Origin of the sequence: Bacillus sp. MZGC1 (assembly GCF_002998605.1) — a bacterium.
Taxonomy (GTDB): Bacteria; Bacillota; Bacilli; order Bacillales; family Bacillaceae; genus Bacillus.
The window spans coordinates 1-20,451 of the sequence record NZ_PVRE01000004.1 but is presented as its reverse complement, the minus strand read 5'-3'; the positions used below and the strand labels follow the sequence as shown (position 1 = coordinate 20,451).

Annotated in this window: 15 protein-coding genes, 7 tRNA genes and 1 rRNA gene; 6 read left to right on the top strand and 17 right to left on the bottom strand. The window is 43.4% G+C overall.

Going from position 1 to position 20,451, the window contains the following annotated elements; genetic code table 11:
* Positions 1-150: 150 nt before the first annotated feature.
* The 12 genes from glmS to C6Y06_RS13335 all read right to left on the bottom strand — a co-directional run bounded on the left by glmS (position 151) and on the right by C6Y06_RS13335 (position 9,192).
* Complete coding sequence (gene glmS, locus C6Y06_RS13390; RefSeq protein ID WP_060595399.1) at positions 151-1,953, bottom strand: glutamine--fructose-6-phosphate transaminase (isomerizing); 1,803 nt, start codon at positions 1,951-1,953, stop codon at positions 151-153.
* 568 nt (positions 1,954-2,521) lie between these two features.
* Positions 2,522-3,868, bottom strand: coding sequence for a phosphoglucosamine mutase (gene glmM, locus C6Y06_RS13385; protein WP_034664420.1), 1,347 nt, complete (start codon positions 3,866-3,868; stop codon positions 2,522-2,524).
* 25 nt (positions 3,869-3,893) lie between these two features.
* Entirely contained in the window at positions 3,894-5,303 is a 1,410-nt protein-coding gene (locus C6Y06_RS13380; protein ID WP_060595398.1) for a CdaR family protein, read from the bottom strand.
* Positions 5,296-6,117 (bottom strand): diadenylate cyclase CdaA, encoded by an 822-nt coding sequence (gene cdaA / locus C6Y06_RS13375; protein WP_060595397.1) that lies wholly within the window; start codon positions 6,115-6,117, stop codon positions 5,296-5,298. Before cdaA ends, C6Y06_RS13380 begins: the two co-directional genes overlap by 8 nt.
* A gap of 217 nt (positions 6,118-6,334) precedes the next feature.
* Complete coding sequence (rsiW, locus tag C6Y06_RS13370) at positions 6,335-6,961, bottom strand: anti-sigma-W factor RsiW (RefSeq protein ID WP_106037017.1); 627 nt, start codon at positions 6,959-6,961, stop codon at positions 6,335-6,337.
* A gap of 14 nt (positions 6,962-6,975) precedes the next feature.
* Complete coding sequence (gene sigW / locus C6Y06_RS13365; RefSeq protein ID WP_003217112.1) at positions 6,976-7,539, bottom strand: RNA polymerase sigma factor SigW; 564 nt, start codon at positions 7,537-7,539, stop codon at positions 6,976-6,978.
* Between the two features lie 183 nt (positions 7,540-7,722).
* Positions 7,723-8,634, bottom strand: a complete 912-nt coding sequence (rocF, locus tag C6Y06_RS13360) for an arginase (RefSeq protein ID WP_106037016.1) — start codon at positions 8,632-8,634, stop codon at positions 7,723-7,725.
* Positions 8,635-8,770: 136 nt separating this feature from the next.
* A tRNA-Gln gene (locus C6Y06_RS13355) sits at positions 8,771-8,842 on the bottom strand.
* 4 nt (positions 8,843-8,846) lie between these two features.
* Positions 8,847-8,931, bottom strand: a tRNA-Tyr gene (locus C6Y06_RS13350).
* Between the two features lie 28 nt (positions 8,932-8,959).
* Positions 8,960-9,032 (bottom strand) — tRNA-Thr (locus tag C6Y06_RS13345).
* 3 nt (positions 9,033-9,035) lie between these two features.
* Positions 9,036-9,111: transfer RNA gene (locus tag C6Y06_RS13340), tRNA-Val, on the bottom strand.
* A gap of 6 nt (positions 9,112-9,117) precedes the next feature.
* Positions 9,118-9,192, bottom strand: a tRNA-Glu gene (locus C6Y06_RS13335).
* Positions 9,193-9,412: 220 nt separating this feature from the next.
* Between C6Y06_RS13335 and murQ the strand changes: the two genes are divergently transcribed.
* From murQ to C6Y06_RS13305, 6 genes are read left to right on the top strand one after another with little or no spacing between them, the layout of a single operon-like run.
* On the top strand, positions 9,413-10,324 hold the full coding sequence (gene murQ / locus C6Y06_RS13330) for an N-acetylmuramic acid 6-phosphate etherase (protein ID WP_066031424.1): 912 nt from the start codon (positions 9,413-9,415) through the stop codon (positions 10,322-10,324).
* 14 nt (positions 10,325-10,338) lie between these two features.
* Positions 10,339-11,208 (top strand): MurR/RpiR family transcriptional regulator, encoded by an 870-nt coding sequence (locus C6Y06_RS13325; RefSeq protein WP_060595393.1) that lies wholly within the window; start codon positions 10,339-10,341, stop codon positions 11,206-11,208.
* On the top strand, positions 11,205-12,578 hold the full coding sequence (locus tag C6Y06_RS13320) for a PTS transporter subunit EIIC (RefSeq protein WP_106037015.1): 1,374 nt from the start codon (positions 11,205-11,207) through the stop codon (positions 12,576-12,578). The genes C6Y06_RS13325 and C6Y06_RS13320 overlap by 4 nt, the downstream gene beginning before the upstream one ends.
* Positions 12,579-12,597: 19 nt before the next feature.
* Positions 12,598-13,953: a penicillin binding protein PBP4B gene (gene pbp4b, locus C6Y06_RS13315; protein ID WP_106037014.1), complete on the top strand. Its 1,356-nt coding sequence runs from the start codon at positions 12,598-12,600 to the stop codon at positions 13,951-13,953.
* Between the two features lie 13 nt (positions 13,954-13,966).
* Positions 13,967-15,886 carry a glycoside hydrolase family 3 protein gene (locus C6Y06_RS13310; protein WP_106037013.1) on the top strand — a complete coding sequence of 640 codons (1,920 nt, stop codon included), beginning with the start codon at positions 13,967-13,969 and terminating at the stop codon, positions 15,884-15,886.
* A gap of 11 nt (positions 15,887-15,897) precedes the next feature.
* The gene (locus C6Y06_RS13305) at positions 15,898-17,145 is read left to right on the top strand and encodes an exo-beta-N-acetylmuramidase NamZ family protein (RefSeq protein WP_106037012.1); all 1,248 of its coding nucleotides are present in this window, start codon (positions 15,898-15,900) and stop codon (positions 17,143-17,145) included.
* A 39-nt stretch (positions 17,146-17,184) separates the two neighbouring features.
* Here the strand turns inward: C6Y06_RS13305 and C6Y06_RS13300 are convergent, their stop codons facing one another.
* The 5 genes from C6Y06_RS13300 to rrf all read right to left on the bottom strand — a co-directional run bounded on the left by C6Y06_RS13300 (position 17,185) and on the right by rrf (position 20,312).
* Positions 17,185-18,165 (bottom strand): bile acid:sodium symporter family protein, encoded by a 981-nt coding sequence (locus C6Y06_RS13300; RefSeq protein ID WP_081311457.1) that lies wholly within the window; start codon positions 18,163-18,165, stop codon positions 17,185-17,187.
* 46 nt (positions 18,166-18,211) lie between these two features.
* Positions 18,212-19,651, bottom strand: a complete 1,440-nt coding sequence (locus C6Y06_RS13295) for a SulP family inorganic anion transporter (RefSeq protein ID WP_060595388.1) — start codon at positions 19,649-19,651, stop codon at positions 18,212-18,214.
* A 354-nt stretch (positions 19,652-20,005) separates the two neighbouring features.
* A tRNA-Thr gene (locus C6Y06_RS13290) sits at positions 20,006-20,078 on the bottom strand.
* 1 nt (position 20,079) lies between these two features.
* Positions 20,080-20,154 (bottom strand) — tRNA-Asn (locus C6Y06_RS13285).
* A 42-nt stretch (positions 20,155-20,196) separates the two neighbouring features.
* Positions 20,197-20,312 (bottom strand): 5S ribosomal RNA (rrf, locus tag C6Y06_RS13280).
* Positions 20,313-20,451 lie beyond the last annotated feature (139 nt).

The following is a 20,451-nucleotide window of genomic DNA, read 5'->3' as shown; positions in this document are numbered from 1 at the left end:
ATAAACATTGAATTAATACCAATTTAAGTTAAAGATTTCTTAAGTCAAACATTATCTTTTCTATTTTTATATACAAATTAATTTGACACAAAAATACCCCTTTAGAAAATGATATCTAAAGGGGTATCAAAAATCCGATTTAATTTAACCCTACTCCACCGTCACACTCTTCGCAAGGTTACGTGGTTTATCCACATCACACCCGCGGTGAAGGGCTGCGTAGTAAGCGATGAGCTGTAATGGGACAACAGATGCAAGTGGTGCAAGTGCTGGGTGTACAGCTGGAAGGACGAAACGGTCGCCTTCGTCTTCTAGGCCTTTTAGTGAGATGACACATGGGTTTGCGCCGCGTGCAACGACTTCTTTGACGTTACCGCGAATGCTGAGGTTCACGTGCTCTTGCGTTGCAAGGGCAATGACCGGTGTGCCTTCTTCAATTAAAGCAATTGTTCCGTGTTTGAGTTCTCCACCAGCAAAGCCTTCTGCTTGGATGTAAGAGATCTCTTTTAGTTTTAGTGAACCTTCAAGGCACACATAGTAATCAAGTCCTCTTCCGATAAAGAATGCGTTACGTGTCACTGTGAAGAAGTCACGAGCGATTTGTTCCATTTCATCCTTTTGATCGACAAGGGCTTCCATTGCGTTTGCTACAATCCCAAGCTCTTTCACAAGGTCGAAGTCAAGAGATTGACCATTTAATTCAGCTGCAACGGATGCAAGGATCGCAAGAACAGCGATTTGCGCTGTGTAAGCTTTTGTTGAAGCCACTGCGATTTCTGGTCCTGCATGAAGAAGCAATGTGAAGTCCGCTTCACGAGAAAGCGTTGAACCTGGTACGTTTGTGATCGTTAATGCTTTATGACCAAGCTCTTTGACTTGAACAAGTACAGCACGGCTGTCCGCAGTCTCCCCAGATTGAGAAAGGAAGATGAACAACGGCTTTTTCGATAGAAGCGGCATGTTGTAAGAGAATTCACTTGCTACATGGACTTCTACAGGTACTTTCGCCCAGTCTTCAATATATTGTTTACCAACAAGCCCTGCATGGTAGCTCGTTCCACAAGCCACGATGTAAATGCGGTCTGCTTCTGCTACTGCGCTTGCGATATCGCCAGCGACTGACAGCTTGCCGTTTTCGTCTTGATATTCTTGGATGATTTTGCGCATGACAAGCGGCTGCTCATCCGTTTCTTTTAACATGTAGTGAGGATATGTGCCTTTCTCGATGTCGCTTGCATCTAGCTCAGCGATATAAGAAGGACGTGTCATGATATCACCGTCAAGGTTTTTGATGATCACCTCGTCTTTAGTGACAATGACCATTTCTTTATCCATTAATTCCGCATATTCGTTTGTTACTTGAAGCATCGCCATTGCGTCAGAAGCTACAACGTTGAAATCTTCTCCGAAACCAACCAATAATGGGCTTTTGTTTTTCGCCACATAGATTGTTTCTTTGTTTTCGTTATCGAAAAGGGCAATTGCGTAAGAGCCTTTTAGTTGAAGAAGCGTTTGACGGAAAGCTTCCTCTGTATCAAGACCTCTGTCCACAAATTGTTCGATAACTTGAACAACAACCTCTGTATCTGTGTCGCTTTTTAGTGTGACGTCTTGTAAATATTCGCGTGTCAATTGTACATAGTTCTCGATGACACCGTTATGAACAAGCGTAAAACGGCCAGAAGCACTTTGATGCGGATGCGCATTTAGATGGCTTGGTACACCGTGTGTTGCCCAGCGTGTATGTCCGATTCCAGCTGAAGATGCTACATTTGCATCAACAACTTCACGAAGCTCAGCGATACGTCCTTTTTCTTTGAACACATGCACGCCTTCTTCGTTTGCCACAGCGATACCTGCTGAGTCATACCCGCGGTACTCTAGCTTCTCTAAACCCTTTAATAAGATTTCCTTCGCATCATTCTGACCAATATAACCTACGATTCCACACATAAATATTCTTCCTCCCGATCATGTGAAAGGGACAAAGAAAGCCTACTAAAATAGAAGGGACATTTCTTCGTCCCTCTCTACATGTTTAATTTGGGAGATCATGTGTATTCCCTTTGTACAAAGAGTCACCTCTTTGCTTTAAAGAAACACTTACGGCTGTGATCTCTTTTTTGATCAGCCGGGAGGCATCCGCCGAAAATTCGATAACCTCCATCCTCGTCAACTAAGCATCTTTCGTCCGATCGCTTAGTTCGGGCGCTATAATTATAAGAGAGTTGCTGAACATCTACCCTGCCTTTCCTGATAGAATAAAAATCCAGTAACACAAGGATGATTGTACTATAAGGTCTGACCTCCGTCAATCACAATTTAGCGGGTGATCCCGCTCAAGAAAGTGAGACCTCCATACACTATATGCGATGAGGCTTGTCACGTTCTACCTTTGATGTGCTCTCCTATGTATGAAGGCAGCAAATTGCCCTCGCTGATAAGATTCGTACAAATCCATCCATTTATGACGTTTATTCGAAAAAAAAGCAAACCGCCGCTGGCGATTTGCTTTCATCTATTACTCGATACCCATTTCCTCTTTCACAACAGCGGTAATTCGAGTCACATATTCATCACACAGCTCTTTTGTTTTCGCCTCTGCCATCACGCGTACAAGCGGCTCTGTTCCAGATGGACGAACAAGAATACGGCCATCACCGTTCATCTCTTTTTCGACCTCTTGAATCACTGCTTTTACTTTTTCATTTTCTTCTACTTTATATTTATCAGACACTTTCACATTCACTAGAAGCTGCGGGAATTTTTCCATTTCAGCTGCAAGCTCTGACAATGTTTTTCCTGTTGCTTTGAGTGTATTGACAAGCATGATCGCAGAAAGCATGCCATCACCTGTCGTATTGTAATCAAGGAAAATCAAATGGCCTGATTGCTCACCGCCGACATTATAGCCATCCTTTTTCATCGCTTCAACCACATAGCGGTCACCAACAGCGGTTTGGATGCTCTTAATGCCTTGTTTCTCCAGCGCTTTATAGAAGCCTAGGTTACTCATGACCGTGGACACGACGGTGTCATCCTTTAATCGGCCTTCACCCTTCAAATAACGTGCACATATGTACATAATTTGATCGCCGTCTACAATATCACCTTTTTCATCGACAGCAATTAAACGGTCTCCGTCACCATCAAACGCAAGACCAATATCTGCACCCTTCTCCTTCACAAAAGCAGAAAGTGCCTCTGGATGAGTTGAGCCGACACCATCATTGATATTCAATCCGTTTGGTGATGTTCCCATTGTGGACACATCTGCATCTAAATCCGCAAATAAATGTGTCGCTAGAGAAGAGGTTGCACCGTGAGCACAGTCAAGCGCCACGTGAATACCTGTGAAATCCTCGTCCGCTGTCTGCTTCAAGAATTGCAAGTATTTCTGACCACCTTCAAAGTAGTCATTCATCGTTCCAAGATCCGCTCCAACTGGGCGTGGCAATTGATCGACCGGCTGATCCATCAGCTGCTCAATTTCATTCTCCTGTTCATCAGACAGCTTAAAGCCGTCACCGCCGAAGAATTTAATTCCGTTGTCTTGAACTGGGTTGTGAGAAGCAGAAATCATGACACCCGCTTCTGCGTCCATTGCCTTCGTTAAATAAGACACACCAGGTGTTGAGATCACACCTAGACGCATCACTTCAGCGCCAATTGAAAGTAAGCCTGCAACGAGCGCTCCTTCTAGCATATGACCGGATACACGTGTGTCTCGTCCAACGAGTACCTTTGGACGTTCTTTATCCTTCGTGAGCACATAGCCGCCAAATCTCCCAATTTTAAATGCGAGCTCTGGCGTTAATTCGCTATTCGCCACACCCCTTACACCATCAGTTCCAAAGTACTTGCCCATGTTTCAATCGCTCCTTTTTTACCATTCAAGAGGACGCTTCGTCCTCTTTTTTATCTTCTTTGATCCGCTGTCTTTGACTTGATTCTTTCTTTGCTTTATCTTGCGTGGATTCTTCTTTACTCTTCTCATCCTGATCATCGTCATCAGAAGATGGATCCTTGCGATCATTCGTAGACGCTGGCTGATCTTCTGTCTCAGTAGAAGTCAGTTTCACTTTGACCTTTGATCTCGATAATGTCCACGTCACATTTTGAGGACCGTTCACTTGAATTGTGACCTCATGTGTTCCTTCGTTCAAGTCCCCAACATTGATATAGGCTTCAACGTCTGAAGCCTTTAGTTTATCAATCGCACTCTTTGATCCCTTTGCTGTTAACGTGAGTCGTCCAGAAGATGGGCTCACAAAATCAGAGGTGAGATCCTTGCTCAGACCTACGACAGAAATTGGTACATTATCGATCTTTTTTTCTTGCGCTGTTGCAACCTTCACTTTGATCTTGACGGTTTCGGGCGATACCTTTTTCACACCATCTGGCAGGGGAATGTCGGCATCAATCTCCGTATCATCTTTGATCTTGCTTAGGTCCAGCTTGACGCCATCAATAAAATCAAGCGAATCCAGCACTTTTTGAGAGCCGTACACTGTGACCTCACTCGGGCTTGTCTCAATACTTGAGATACTGATCCCATCCGGCAAACTGCCAGTCCGCTCTATTTTAAACGGAACCTTTTTGCTTGGACTTGAGATGGGAACTGTAATATTCACCACAGACGGACTCAATTCGACTGGCAGCTCATTCCCGCTGCTATCATACACAGTGAGCTTCGCTTCCTTTTCAATTTGCTGATCGACATCCTCTAGGTTCACAAATGCTTTAATGACAGAAATTTTGTCGATTACGTCCTTTGAACCAGTGACTGTGACTTTTTTCGGATTCACAATAGGCTGTTCAGGTGAATAGCCATCTTTGATTTTATTTTGATTATAAAATTCAGTTTCAACAGGAAATTCTGCTGTTGTTTTTTCTTGTATCGTCACCGTCGTCACAGATGGGTTGATCGATAGTGTGAGCCCTTTTGATACATCTCTTGCCTTCAGCTCCACTTTATGGGTACCTGTGGATAAATTCTGCATATCTGCATATATTTCGAAGTTCTTTGTTTGTCTTGCTGTTTTCACAGCACTCGTTGACCCTTTAATCGTCACATTGACTGTTTGCGGCACGCCAGTAACGACGTACTTCTCGTCATCATAATACGCCTTAACAGGAATGTCGGTTAAAGTTGCTTCATCTGTCGTCGATGTTGGGAAAAAGGATTCACCGATTTTTTTCGGCGTGGGCGCTTGCGCTGAATTGACTGCACCATACAGCAATAAAGCGAAGACCAATGCAAGAAGCTTTACGGCCCAGCGATTATTCAAAATCTTATCCATTTTTCTTGCCCCTCCAATACCATTTGGTCGAGGAAGCATCTTTGCTGTTCTTACTAAATTCAGCAATCAGCATTTCTTCAAGCGCTTCTTCTGTCAATTCTCGGTGGAGATCACCATTTCTTGCGACAGAAATGCCGCCTGTCTCTTCAGAAACGATGACGGTTAAGCTGTCTGTCACTTCACTAATTCCGACTGCCGCCCGGTGACGCGTCCCCAGTTCCTTAGAGATAAAAGGACTTTCTGACAGCGGTAAATAACAAGCCGCAGCTGCAATCTCATCACGCTTCATAATGACAGCACCGTCATGAAGCGGTGTATTTGGAATGAAAATATTAATGAGCAGCTCTGAACTCACCTTTGCATTCAAAGGAATTCCAGTCTCTATGTAATCATTCATCCCAGTATCACGCTCAATTGTCAGCAGCGCGCCGATTCTGCGTTTTGCCATATATTTAATTGCTTTTGTAATTGCCTCGATCGTTTTCTGCTGCTGTTCCTCTATAGGTGTCCCGCTTCTTGAGAAGAAACGGCCGCGCCCAAGCTGCTCAAGCGCTCTCCTTAGCTCTGGCTGAAAAATAATAATGATCGCAAGGAATCCCCACGTAATCGCTTGATCCATCAGCCATTGAAGTGTGTTAAGACCGAGATACGCACTTCCCATCCTGACAAGAACAATGACCACAATTCCCTTTAAAAGCTGAACCGCTTTTGTTCCGCGGATGACCATCATTAATTTATATATCACATACCAAACAACGAGAACATCAACAGCATTACCGAGGTACTGCAAAAAAGGAATATCCCCTAAAGCCATTTCCTCGTCCTCCAGAATTTTCAGTTATTCTTCGTTTGATGCATTTTTAATAAAAAAAGAGACTATGTGTAAATACATAGCGTGGCTATTATACCACATTTTGTTTCAGCAAGGAAAACAGTTGCCATATATGGCTGGCGTGCTAGTTCGCATACATTCTGACCTATAATATAGAAAAAGAGCAGCCCCATAAAGAGACTGCTCTCGACCCGTATGATTACTTTTGCTCTTCTGGTCCAATGACCCGCATCACATTTTGTGCTGTGGATTTCATTTTGTACCAAATCCAATCAAACACTTCATTAATTTCATTAATTTGACCAGTGACTTGTCCGGCAGAAGCAGTCAGCTGTTCCCCATTGACGACGGTGACATTTCCATCAACCTTGCCTTCTACAATCAGCTTGCCATTTTTGACAGTGACATCACCTTTTACGGTTTCCCCTTTAGGTACGGTCACTGTATCATTTACAACGACGAGATTCGACTGTTTTGACACACTGAAATTATGATCGGTATTCCAGCTTGTAAACAGACTGCCTCCCATCAAAATGAGAAAGAGGGCAGCGGCCACCATCAGCGGATGAGCTTTGATCCATCTTTGAATCGACACACGCTTTTTTTCCTTTGGAAGACCTGCCATCACCTTTGCAGTGAAATCAGATGGTGCTTCTATATGAGATGTACTCTGCACAAGCGCGATGGATTTCTCAATTTGTTGAAAATGAGTACGGCACTCCTCACACGATTGCAGATGGCTTTTTAATTCTTTTTCGTCTTGGGGCTCAATGTCCCCGTCTAAATACTGATGCATAAGCAGGACGATTTTTTCCTGACAGCTCATCAAAATCACCTCACTCAAAGGTCTCTCAACTGTTTCCGGAGAGCCTCTCTACCCCTGTGTATTCTCGTTTTCACCGTACCAACGGGTATATTCAGAATCTCGCTAATTTCTTTTAACGAGAGTTCATCAATATACTTTAATACGATGACCGAACGATATTTATCGGGTAATCTTAGAATTTTTTGCTGAATGGTACTCGATAATTCAAGAGACACCACCTCTTCCTCTGGCAAAATGCCATCAGCAGCAATTTGAGAATACATATTCAATCCTTCTGTTCCTGCCACCTCTGCATCTAAATAATAATCCGGCTTTTTTTTGCGAATACGATCGATGGTCAGGTTGGTTGCAATGCGGTACAGCCACGTAGAAAACTTACGATTCACATCAAAGCTTTCAATATTCACATAGGCACGAATAAACGCCTCCTGTGCAATATCCTCTGCTTCGTGTGCATTCCCAAGCATACGATAGCACAGCTGATAAATTTTGTCTTTATACAGGTCTACGATGTCTGCAAATGCGTTCTGGTCGCCTTTTTTCAATTGCTTAATTCTCTTTTTAATCATTGTGTCCATAGTATATTCAACCTCTGCCTTCACCGGTCTTTATGTATACGAATCTCTTTCCAAAAGGTTTCATTCTCCTCTAAAAAATAGTGTAACAAATTTTTGACAGCGTGTTACGCATATCCACCGGTAAAAACCTTAATATATCCTTAAATTTCTCCAAAACAAAAAAGAACGGGAACAAGTCCCGCTCTACAATAGCTTTTCGCCCATTAACGAACCAATCAACGCAACAGCTGCCTCGGCTGTTTTATTTTTTTCATCCAAAACCGGATTCACCTCAACAAATTCAGCTGAAGTCAAAATACCCGCTTCCTCTAAAAGTTCCATGGCAAGATGACTCTCCCGGTAACTAATGCCACCCGCCACAGGAGTTCCTACACCAGGGCACTCCGCTGGATCTAGTCCATCTAAATCAAGCGACAGGTGGACACCATCTGTTCTTTCCTTTAAATATGAAATGGCTTCCTCCATCACCCTTGTCATCCCTAAACGATCTATTTCATGCATCGTATACACTTTAATGCCTTTCTCTCTAATCAATGCCCGCTCTCCTTCATCTAAGGATCGAGCACCAATTATAACAACATTCTCAGGCTTCAATTTAGGGGAATAACCACCAATGTTCGTTAAATCAGCATGCCCAAGACCGAGACTGACTGCAAGCGGCATACCATGTATATTTCCAGAAGGAGAGGTTTCCTCTGTATTTAAATCACCGTGTGCATCATACCAAATGGCACCTAAGTTTTCATAATGCTTGGCTACCCCCGCAAGTGTTCCTATCGCAATGCTGTGATCACCGCCTAAAATGAGCGGGAATGAGCCTGATTGCACAATACTGTCAACCTTCTCAGCTAGCAGCTGATTCGCACTAGCATTCTCCGTTAAATTTTTTAGCTTTTCACTTGTATATAAACCTTTCTCATCATCTCTTTGTTCAACCAAAATATCGCCGAGATCCTCCACATCAAATGAAAGCGATTCCATTTTTTCTTTTACGCCTGCACACCGAATCGCACTCGGTCCCATATCGACGCCCCTTCTCATTTGACCCAAATCCATCGGAACTCCGACAATCGTGACCTTTTTTTGATCTCCCATATGTACATCCCCTTTCCGTTCATGCTTATATTTTACTTTCTCGATGCCTTCTGACTCAACTCAACAATATTTTGAATAGTTATACATTCCGTCTGCCAACATAAAAAAAGACACCTTTTTGTAAAAGGTGTCTTAACTGGGCTAGCTGGATTCGAACCAACGCATGACGGAGTCAAAGTCCGTTGCCTTACCGCTTGGCTATAGCCCAAAAATGGTGGAGGGGGGCGGATTCGAACCGCCGAACCCGGAGGGAGCGGATTTACAGTCCGCCGCGTTTAGCCACTTCGCTACCCCTCCACATATGGAATTGATAAAGAAAAAACAGTGCCGGCAAGAGGACTTGAACCCCCAACCTACTGATTACAAGTCAGTTGCTCTACCAGTTGAGCTACACCGGCATATGGTGGAGGATGACGGGCTCGAACCGCCGACCCTCTGCTTGTAAGGCAGATGCTCTCCCAGCTGAGCTAATCCTCCACATCATGGTGACCCGTACGGGATTCGAACCCGTGTTACCGCCGTGAAAGGGCGGTGTCTTAACCGCTTGACCAACGGGCCAGTTTGTCAAGTTTGCTGTTTCCGTGAAGCTGACAAAAGTTATTATATACAGGTTGTCCCCCTTTTGTAAAGGGGATTTTTATTTTTTTTATTTTCTAATTATTTACCTCCAGTTAGCACAACGTTTCGAGTGAAATATAATTTCAATATTTAAATATAATGTTGAAATTTCATATCACACTGAATATACTGAAAATGAAGAAATAAGGAGGAATGTCGCATGCAGCCATCTCAATTGCGTTCTTTGACAACAGAATCAAGAAACCCTAACACAATGGGAATATCACAAGCAGATCCGCTCGAAATACTCCAGCTGATCAATGAAGAAGATATGAAGGTCGCTCAAGCAGTGAACCGTGTCCTACCACATGTCAAAACAGCAAGTGACTTCGCCTATGAATCCATTTCAAATGGGGGTAGACTCGTTTATTTAGGAGCCGGGACAAGCGGCAGACTTGGCGTGATGGATGCTGTTGAATGTCCCCCTACCTATAGCGTCTCACCTGATGTGATTGTCGGTATCATGGCAGGCGGCGACTCTGCTTTTTCACATGCTGCCGAAGATGTGGAAGACAGTGAAGAAGCCGGCAAACAGGATTTAGAACACATTCACCTGACATCAAAAGATACGGTCGTCGGTATCGCCGCCAGCGGCAGGACACCCTACATCATCGGCGCTTTAAACTACGCTAAATCCATCGGCGCAAAAACAGTAGCCCTCAGCTGCAATGAACAAGCAGAAATTAGCGAGCTGGCAGACTGCGCCATTGAAGTCATTGTAGGACCAGAAGCCATCACTGGGTCAACACGAATGAAAGCCGCATCCGCTCATAAAATGATTTTAAATATGCTTTCCACCTCTGTCATGATCAGACAAGGTAAAGTATATGAAAACCTGATGGTTGATGTAAAAGTCAGCAATCATAAATTAAAAGAACGCGCCATCACCATCATTCAACATGTGACAAACGCTTCCTATGAACAAGCCGTGAAGACTCTTGAAGCAGCAGACTTAGAAGTCAAAACCGCCATCGTCATGCTCCAAACAAACACAGACAAAAAAACAGCCAAGGATTTACTCAACAAAGCGAATGGCCATATCGACAAAGCCATCTCTCATCATCAATCCTAAAGGAGGCAGAGCTCATGTCAGCAGGTGGACTCACCCTACTACACACAATGAAAGCAAAGCTCCCCCAATCTGAAAAAATCATTGCAGACTATATCCTTGCCCATCCTGACAAAGTCATTAAAAGCACAGTACACGAGATCAGTCAGGCAGCCGGAGCAAGCAGCTCTGCTGTCATCCGCCTTTGTAAATCTCTCGGGCTAGATGGCTATCACGATTTAAAAATGCGAATCGCTGGAGACTTGATGCACGACGATAAACAAGGCTATCGTGATATCGAACAAGATGAACCGCTTCAATCCATTATTCAAAAAACAGCAGGAAACTCGATTCAATCGATTAAGGACACCGCTTCTATTTTAAATGCAGAAGCATTAGAAAAAGCTGTTCAATTACTGCTGCATGCAAACCAAATCCATTTTATCGGCGTCGGTGCATCTGGCATCGTCGCAGCGGATGCCCAGCAGAAATTTCTCAGAATCAATTATGCAGCGACTGCCTTCACTGACATGCACATCGCATCAACGGTCATCGCAAATGCAGGAAAGAATGACATCGTGTTCGGTATATCCTTTTCAGGAGAAACGTTAGACATCATTCAAGCCCTTCAGCTCGCAAAAGACAATCAAGTGAAAACCATTGCCTTAACGCATCCTGGTCAAACAAGCGTTTCTGCCTTAAGTGATGTTCACCTATCGACGTCCGGTTCCAATGAAGCACCTTTTCGCAGTGCAGCCACTTCCTCTAGAATGGCACAGCTCTACTTAATTGATGTCTTGTTCCTCAGCTTAGCTTCCCGTCAATATGAAGAGACAGCGCAATATATTGACAAGACAAGACATGCCATCCGCTCCATGAAACGAAAATCAAAGGGGGATTCAACATGAGTCATCAAAAGAAATATCAGCAGTTGGCGAAAGACATTCTTTCTCTCTGTGGTGGTTCTGAAAACATCTCTTCCCATACACACTGTATGACGCGTCTCCGAATTACACCGATTGACAATGAACAAGTTCACATCACAGCAATCAAAGAACTCGATGGCGTCATTGGTGTCGTTGAGGCAGAAACGCTTCAAATCATTTTAGGTACAGGTGTTGTCAACCAAGTATCAAGTGCGTTTGAACAGCTGCTAAATGCCTCTGGCTCTTATGATTTAAACAATGAAGCACAAAAAAACAAGCAAGCCATTTCACAAAAGAACCGCACACCGTTCAAGCTGTTCTTACGACGGATTGCCAGCATCTTTATTCCTATCATTCCGGCACTCGTTGCATCAGGTCTTATTACAGGGATTACGAAAGCAATCGTGCAAGCAGGCTGGCTCGATGAAAAGTCTCAAGCAGCGATCATTTTAACCGTTATTGGTTCAGGCTTGTTCGCATATCTCGGTATTTTAGTCGGATCAAATGCCGCAAAGGAGTTTGGAGGCTCTCCTGCATTAGGCGCATTAGCTGGTATCCTCATTATTAACCCAGCCTCCGCAGACATTATGTTATTTGGCACAAATATTCTACCAGGCAGAGGCGGGCTCATCGGTGTTCTTCTAGCCGCCATCTTTATGGCACTTGTGGAAACCCAAATTAGACGCTTCGTCCCGCAATCACTTGATATCATCGTCACACCAACCATCACACTACTCATTACAGGTATTTTTACGTACGTTGTCTTCATGCCAGTCGGCGGATTTATATCTGATGCCATCACCTCAGGATTAACTTATCTATTAAATATGGGCGGAATCTTCGCTGGATTTGTTCTTGGTGCGACCTTCCTTCCACTTGTTGTGACAGGACTTCACCAAGGACTGACACCAATTCATATGGAACTCATTAATTCCATTGGAGATGACCCGCTTTTGCCAATTCTCGCTATGGGCGGTGCAGGACAGGTAGGTGCGGCATTCGCCATTTATATGAAAACAAAAAAGAAAAAACTCAAAAGAGCCATCGCAGGTGGACTTCCTTCAGGGATGCTCGGCATTGGTGAACCACTCATTTTCGGTGTTACACTCCCGCTGGGACGACCATTTCTCACTGCTTGTCTTGGCGCTGGAATCGGCGGCGCATTTCAAGCCTACTTCCAAATTGCAACGAAGGCGATTGGTGTATCAGGTCTCCCATTAACCTTTATTGTTCACACACATCAAATGCTTCTTTACTTAATCGGACTCTTTATTGCATATGTCGCTGGATTTATTTTCACATACTTATTTGGTTTTCATGATGATATGGCTGTTGAATTTGAGGAAAAATAAGCAATAGGAGGTCTAACTCTTGAAGAAATACTTTCTCTTAATAACAAGTCTGCTCATGCTCCTTGGATTACCCGTACAAACATTTGCAACTAGCTCCCATCCTGTATCGTCTTTGTCTAAAACAGCACCTGAAGAATATCCCGTCTTAAAAAAGGCAAAACGACCGGAACAAGCAGGTTTTTCTTCCAGGCAGCTTAGGAAGGTTGATCACATGATTCAAAACGACATCAAAGCAGGATTTCCAGGAGGCGCACTCATCATTATCAAAGACGGAAAAATCGTCCATCAAAAAGCCTATGGCTACAGGCAAAAATACGAAGGCACAACTGAACTTAAATCATATAAGAAAATGAAAAAGAATACACTGTTCGACTTGGCATCCAACACCAAAATGTATGCGACCAACTATGCCCTGCAAAAGCTCGTCTACGAGAAAAAACTGGATGTGAACGAAAAAATACAATCCATCCTGCCAGATTTTAAAGATGAACCAGATGCAAAGGTAACCGGTAAAAATCAACTTCGTGTAAAAGATCTTCTGACCCATTCTGCCGGTCTCCCTTCCAGTGTCTTATTTTATAGCAAAGAAGCAGCCGGCACCTTTTTCTCTCAAGATAGAAAGACAACGATGAAATGGCTGCCGAAGGTGCCGCTGCAATACAAACCAGGCACCCAGCACATTTATAGTGACATTGATTACATGCTGTTAGGCATGATCATTGAGAAAAAAACAGGTATGCCTCTTGATCAATATGTAGAGTCGACAATCTATCGGCCGCTAGGTCTCAAACATACAATGTTCAATCCACTGCAAAAAAGATTCAAACAAAAGCATTTTGCAGCAACCGAACGTTTAGGTAATTCGCGAGATGGTGTCATTGATTTTGAAAACATTCGCAGGTACACCCTGCTAGGCGAAGTCCACGATGAGAAAGCATATTACTCAATGGCAGGTATCTCTGGTCATGCTGGACTTTTTTCTAACATATCAGACATGGCCGTGCTGCTCCAGCTCATGCTGAACAAAGGAGGCTATGGAAAAAAAACCATCTTTGATCAAGCTTCTATCGATCTCTTTACAGCCTCTTCTGATACAAACCCAACTTACGGGCTAGGCTGGCGTAAAAACGGTCATACTGACATGGAATGGATGTTTGGAAAATATGCAAGTAACGAAGCCTATGGACATACTGGCTGGACCGGAACCATGACATTGATTGATCCAAAACATAATCTAGGTATCGTCTTGCTGACAAATAAGAAACATTCGCCTGTCGTTTCACCTGAAACCAACCCAAATCAATTTGAAGGTGACCTTTTCCCAACTGGTACTTATGGAAGCATCATGACCGCAATCTACGAATCTTTTAAGTAAAAGGAGGAATTCGATGTTAAAAGCTCTTTTCCCCGCTACTCTGGTTTTGGCCCTGCTAACCTCTTCCATTCCAACGGAAAAGGTTAGCTCTGCCCCTCTTCCAACCGCAAAACAAATGGTGCAAGACATGTCCCTGGATGAAAAGATAGGTCAAATGCTCATGCCAGACTTTCGCAATTGGCAAACAAAAGATGAATCTGCACCTACAGGCTTAACAAAGATGAATAAAGAAGTGTCACATCTTGTTGAAAAATATCATCTAGGCGGTGTCATCTTATTTGCGGAGAATGTCGTTGATACGAAACAAACCGTCAAACTCACCCATGAATTTCAAAAAGCATCACCAAAGATTCCATTACTCATTTCAATTGATCAAGAAGGTGGAATCGTCACAAGATTACAAAAGGGAACACATTTCCCAGGAAATATGTCGATTGGTGCCTCTAGAAGTAAGAAAAATGCATACGACACAGGTAAAATCATCGGCAAAGAACTAAACGCACTAGGGATCAATACAAACTTCTCTCCTGTGCTTGATGTGAATAATAACCCAAACAACCCCGTCATTGGTGTCCGTTCCTTTAGCTCTGATCCTGCTCTTGTCACTAGGCTTGGCCTTCAAACCATGAAAGGACTTCAAAAGGAAAAGACCATTTCCACACTAAAGCATTTCCCGGGACATGGTGATACAGCCATCGATAGTCACTATGGCTTGCCGCTCGTAGAACATGACCTAGAACGTCTTAAAAAAGTGGAGCTGTATCCGTTTCAACAAGCCATCAACGCTGGTGCGGATATGGTCATGACCGCTCATGTTCAATTCCCTGCCATTGACCACACAACGTACAAAAGCAAAAAAGATGGCGAGGACATTATGGTTCCAGCAACCTTATCGAAAAAAGTCATCACACACTTATTAAAAGAAGAGATGGGCTTTCAAGGTGTTGTGGTAACAGACGCCCTAAATATGAAAGCGATTGCAGATAACTTTGGGCAGGAAGAAGCCGTGGTGATGGCTATTAAGGCAGGTGTCGACATCGCCCTTATGCCAGCACCAGTCACCTCTCTAAAAACAGAAAAAAACCTAGAGAATGTGTTCAATGCTGTAAAAAAGGCGATTGTAAAGAAAGAAATTCCGATGTCTCAAATCAACCAATCTGTCGAAAAAATTCTTCAATTGAAAATCAAACGCGGCATCATTTCTTCCAAGAAACCCATCACCCTTGAGAAAAAAATCAAAAAAGCCACTCAAGTCGTTGGGAAAAAGTCGCACCGGAAAGCAGAACAAAAAATGGCACGTGAAGGGATCACCCTGCTTAAAAACAACGAAAAGACCTTACCATTCAAGCCTAAAAAGAATAACAAGATCTTGGTCATGGCACCTTACGAAGATCAGACAAAAGCCATGTCTGTCACAATTGACTCTCTGATCAAACAAAAAAAGATCAAGCCTGTACGTATCCAATCATATGCGTTTGCGGATAAGACCTTCACCAAAGAAACAGCCAAACTGATTCAAGATGCTGACTATGTGATTACCGGCTCTTACGTTGTCCAAAATGACCCAGCTGTGAATGATGGTGTGATTGATGACAATGTACAGGACCCGAAAAAATGGGCTACTGCCTTCCCTCGTGCTGTTATGAAAGAAGCAGCAGCACAAAACAAAAAAATGGTCATCATGAGTCTAAGAAATCCTTACGATGCGGCAAATTTTGAGGAGGCTGATGCCTTACTAGCCGTTTACGGTTTTAAAGGCTACTCAAACGGGCAATTCAATCAGCCAAATATTCCTGCTGGATTAGAAGTGATATTTGGCGCTGCATCACCTAAGGGCAAATTGCCTGTGGATATCCCATCTGTCACTCATCCAAATCAAACCCTGTATCCATTCGGCTATGGACTCAACTTGAAAGGGAAACAGATCAAATAGGAGGGATTCTCTTGAAAAAAACAGCAAGCTTGATACTCGCAAGCATTCTCATTATGAGCACATTGACCGCCGCCTCCCCCGCAAACCAAGAACGAACAGATACAAAAGGAAAAAAAGCAGCCGTCAAAACAGGGATTGAAACACTACTCTCAGGCAACCTTTCATGGTTAAAAGGGAAAAGGGTCGGCCTCATTACGAACCCAACTGGTATTGATGCAAATATGAAAAGCAGTGTCGATCTCCTATTTGAGCATCCAAATATCAAGCTTACTGCTCTATATGGACCAGAACATGGTGTGCGCGGCGATGCACAAGCAGGAGAAGGCGTCGAATCCTATACCGATGAAAAAACGGGTCTCCCTGTTTACTCTCTCTATGGAAAAACAAGAAAACCAACGCCTGATATGCTTAAAGATGTAGATGTTTTGCTGTTTGATATCCAAGATGTTGGCGCTCGTTATTACACCTATATTTATACGATGGCCTATGCGATGGAGGCCGCTAAAGAAAACAACATTCCCTTTGTTGTCCTAGACCGTCCAAACCCCATTGGCGGACTAAAAGTAGAAGGCCCTGTCTTAGAACCTGAGCACGCTTCATTTGTAGGGCTCTATCCAATACCATTAAGACATGGAATGACCACTGGTGAACTAGCAAAATTCTTTAACAAAGAGTTTCATATCAATGCTGATGTCACAGTCATCAAAATGAAAAATTGGAAGCGTTCCATGACGTTTGATGACACGAAGCTGCCGTTCGTCCTTCCTTCACCTAACATGCCGACAGTGGATAGTACCTTTGTATATCCCGCCACAGGATTAATTGAAGGAACAAATGTCTCTGAAGGCAGAGGAACAACAAAACCGTTCGAGCTCATTGGCGCTCCATATATCAATAGCAGCGAACTAGCAGATCATTTAAATCAGTTAAAACTAAAGGGTGTACAATTTAGACCAGTATCATTCACCCCCACTTTTTCTAAACATGCAGGTAAGCTATCACACGGTGTGCAGCTATACGTCACAGACCGCTCTTCATTTGAAGCGGTAAAAACAGGGTTATCCATCATCAAAGCCATACATGATTTATATCCAAAAGACTTTCAGTTCCTTCAAACAGGCAGCTTTGATAAACTCATCGGAAATGGTTGGATCAAAGAAGAAATCAATCAAGGTACTTCCGTCAAACACATCATGAAGCGCTATCATCATGACCTCAAATCGTTCGAAAAGAAACGGAAGAAATATCTCATCTATTAATTCGCAAAAAGACCTCCATCTCATAAGATGGAGGTCTTTTCATGATAAAGATTTAGTCACAGCAGGCGCCTTCAGCTCAAAACGATTGAGTAAGAAACCAAACAAGGCAGCAAGCACTTGCTGAAATAGCATGCCAATCACAACAGGGACAGCAACAGCAGGCGGGAAAAAGCTAATAGCAAGCACAGCTCCGGCACTAATATTTCTCATGCCGCCCGTATACACAATGGCCACAATCTCCCCTTGAGTACATTTCATCACCTTTCCAATCAACCATGCAAAAGCATATCCACTCATCGCAATGAAAAAGACAGTCGCTGCTTTGCTAAAAAATGCAACATCCAGTTCACGCAAATATGGGGCGACAACAGAACTGTTAATCGATACGACAACAAACAAGCCTAATTTTGAAAAAGGAGACAGGGTCTGACTAATTGTTTTCGTCACCGATGGCTTTGCATACTGGCGAACGAGCATCCCTAAAATAGAGGGCAGTACCACCATACCAAACAGCCCTTTCATGATCGCAACCATGTCCATATGGACCTGTGTACCGACGAAGAGTGACAAGCTTACTGGCACAATCAATGGCGAAAGCAATGTATCAATTAAAATGATAGATAACGTTAACCCGACATTCCCTTTATACATCGCCGCCCATATTAAACTAGAAACACCTGTTGGAATCACCATCGCAAGCGTCAAACCGGTGATCGTCATGGAATCACCCGCAAATATCAAATGCCCCGCTGACCAGGCATAAAGGGGCATCAGCACATGTAAAATCATAAACGATAAAATCAAAGGCAATGGGTGCATCACCGTATGCTTTAAAGCTGAAAAAGTAGATGACAAGCTCCCTGAAAATGTCATCATGGCAAATACCCAGGGCACCATAAACGTAAAATCCTTTAAATAGGCCGACAATAATACACCGAGTAACACACTAATGGGCGTAATAAGCGGCATCATCCGGCCGAGCACTTGGTTCAAACGCACAAGCATGCCGGCCACCTCCATCCTTCACTTTCTTACCTTTTCTATTGTAACAAACAGAAAGATCTTTTTAAGAACCATTCACCTGTTTCACAAGCTTTCGACTCGAGGTATCCATTCCAACTACGTCTACCTGTACACCAGCTGCTTGATACTTTTCCTTTACACGTTCTATCGCTGCCACGCCTGATTCATCCCATATACGCGCTTCAGACAAATCAATCACAACGGCTTGGAGATCTTTCTCCTGATGGAACGCTTGGATGAAATCAGTGACAGAAGCAAAGAAAATTTGCCCTTTAATTCGATACACCCAAATACCCGCTTGGCTTTCTGTAGAGGTAATATGAAGCTTTGATATTTTTGCTACAAAGAATATCGCACTAAGCAGCACACCTGCAAACACACCTTTTGATAAATCATGAGTCAACACCACAGTCACGACCGTGACAATCATGACAATAGAATCTGTTTTCGGATTCTTTTTTAGCTGCTGAAAGGAACTCCAATCAAATGTCCCAACGGAGACCATAATCATCACAGCCACAAGAGCAGCCATCGGAATTTGAACCACCACATCTCCGAGTACAAAAATCAGCACCATTAGAAATGCGCCCGCTACAAAGGTAGAAAGACGGCCACGCCCGCCTGCCTTCGTATTAATCACTGATTGACCAATCATCGCACAGCCAGCCATACCACCAAAGAATCCTGCAACCACATTAGCAATCCCTTGACCTCTCGCTTCCTTGTTCTTACGACTAGACGTCTCCGTCATATCATCGACAATCTGTGCAGTTAAAAGAGACTCAAGTAAACCAACCATCGCAAGTGCTAAAGAATAAGGAAAAATGATAGTAAGTGTCTCCCAGCTAAACGGTACTTGAGGAATCAGAAAAGCAGGCAAAGAACTAGGAAGCTCTCCCATATCTCCAACCGTTCTAACATCAATATGTCCAAATACAGCAATGATCGTCATGACAATAATCGCAATGAGTGGGGAAGGTATCACCTTTATCACCATCGGCAATAAATAAATAATCAACAAGGCGCCACCTGTCATGATATACATGGCCATTGATTCTCCGACGAAATGTGGAAGCTGAGCCATGAAGATCATAATAGCCAACGCATTCACAAAACCAACCATCACGGACCTCGGAATAAATTTCATCAGACGAGACACTCGGCAGAGTCCAAACACTATTTGAATCAGACCTGTTAAAATCGTAGCTGCAAACAAATATTGCAATCCATGATCGGCAACCAAATTAACCATGACCAGAGCCATAGCCCCTGTAGCGGCCGAAATCATACCTGGCCGTCCACCAACAAACGAAATCACAATTGCAATACAAAACGAAGCATACAACCCGATCTTCGGATCAACGCCCGCAATAATCGAAAACGCAATCGCCTCTGGAATTAAAGCCAGAGCCACTAAAATACCCGCAAGCACATCCTGACGCACATGCCCAAACCATTCTTGCTTTACAAATAAATCTTTCAAACCATCTACTCCTTTTTATATACATACCGAACAAGAAAAGAAGATCAACCAAACCTGAAGATGAAGAAAGGAAAAATAAACAATGCTTCACTTTCGGGGGAAAGAGGAACGTACAGAGTCTTTTGTTAGAGAGGATATCATCACTTTAGTAAGCATAAAAAGGCACTGAAGTATCAAGAACGAAAAAAGGCATATGTAGAAACCTAATGCAAAGCTTCCAAGCAAATTGCTCCATTCGTATAGCAATCTTGTTTGTAGTTAAACATGAACGAATTTAATATATATGAAAACAAACAAAAAAAGCCTTCTCATCATCGAGAAACCTTAAACATTAATCATTATAATTTAGAGGAAAGCTTCCAAGCGGGCTCGAACCGCTGACCTCTTCCTTACCATGGAAGTGCTCTACCTACTGAGCTATGGAAGCATGGCTCCGCAGGTAGGACTCGAACCTACGACCGATCGGTTAACAGCCGATAGCTCTACCACTGAGCTACTGCGGAATGATAAAGTAACTTCTTCCATTGGAAGGATATAAACAAAAAGCTTGGCGGCGTCCTACTCTCACAGGGGGAGACCCCCAACTACCATCGGCGCTGAAGAGCTTAACTTCCGTGTTCGGTATGGGAACGGGTGTGACCTCTTCGCTATCGCCACCAAACCTGATGGAGAGAATGTTCTCTCAAAACTAGATAACAATGTTCATGCTTCACATTAGAATATAGGTTAAGTCCTCGATCTATTAGTATCTGTCAGCTCCACGTGTCACCACGCTTCCACCTCAGACCTATCAACCTGAT

Bases quoted from the DNA above. Each gene is read 5' to 3' on its own strand.
- glmS (WP_060595399.1), bottom strand. From the start codon at position 1,953: ATGTGTGGAATCGTAGGTTATATTGGTCAGAATGATGCGAAGGAAATC.
- glmM (WP_034664420.1), bottom strand. From the start codon at position 3,868: ATGGGCAAGTACTTTGGAACTGATGGTGTAAGGGGTGTGGCGAATAGC.
- C6Y06_RS13380 (WP_060595398.1), bottom strand. From the start codon at position 5,303: ATGGATAAGATTTTGAATAATCGCTGGGCCGTAAAGCTTCTTGCATTG.
- cdaA (WP_060595397.1), bottom strand. From the start codon at position 6,117: ATGGCTTTAGGGGATATTCCTTTTTTGCAGTACCTCGGTAATGCTGTT.
- rsiW (WP_106037017.1), bottom strand. From the start codon at position 6,961: ATGAGCTGTCAGGAAAAAATCGTCCTGCTTATGCATCAGTATTTAGAC.
- sigW (WP_003217112.1), bottom strand. From the start codon at position 7,539: ATGGACACAATGATTAAAAAGAGAATTAAGCAATTGAAAAAAGGCGAC.
- rocF (WP_106037016.1), bottom strand. From the start codon at position 8,634: ATGGGAGATCAAAAAAAGGTCACGATTGTCGGAGTTCCGATGGATTTG.
- murQ (WP_066031424.1), top strand. From the start codon at position 9,413: ATGCAGCCATCTCAATTGCGTTCTTTGACAACAGAATCAAGAAACCCT.
- C6Y06_RS13325 (WP_060595393.1), top strand. From the start codon at position 10,339: ATGTCAGCAGGTGGACTCACCCTACTACACACAATGAAAGCAAAGCTC.
- C6Y06_RS13320 (WP_106037015.1), top strand. From the start codon at position 11,205: ATGAGTCATCAAAAGAAATATCAGCAGTTGGCGAAAGACATTCTTTCT.
- C6Y06_RS13310 (WP_106037013.1), top strand. From the start codon at position 13,967: ATGTTAAAAGCTCTTTTCCCCGCTACTCTGGTTTTGGCCCTGCTAACC.
- C6Y06_RS13300 (WP_081311457.1), bottom strand. From the start codon at position 18,165: ATGGAGGTGGCCGGCATGCTTGTGCGTTTGAACCAAGTGCTCGGCCGG.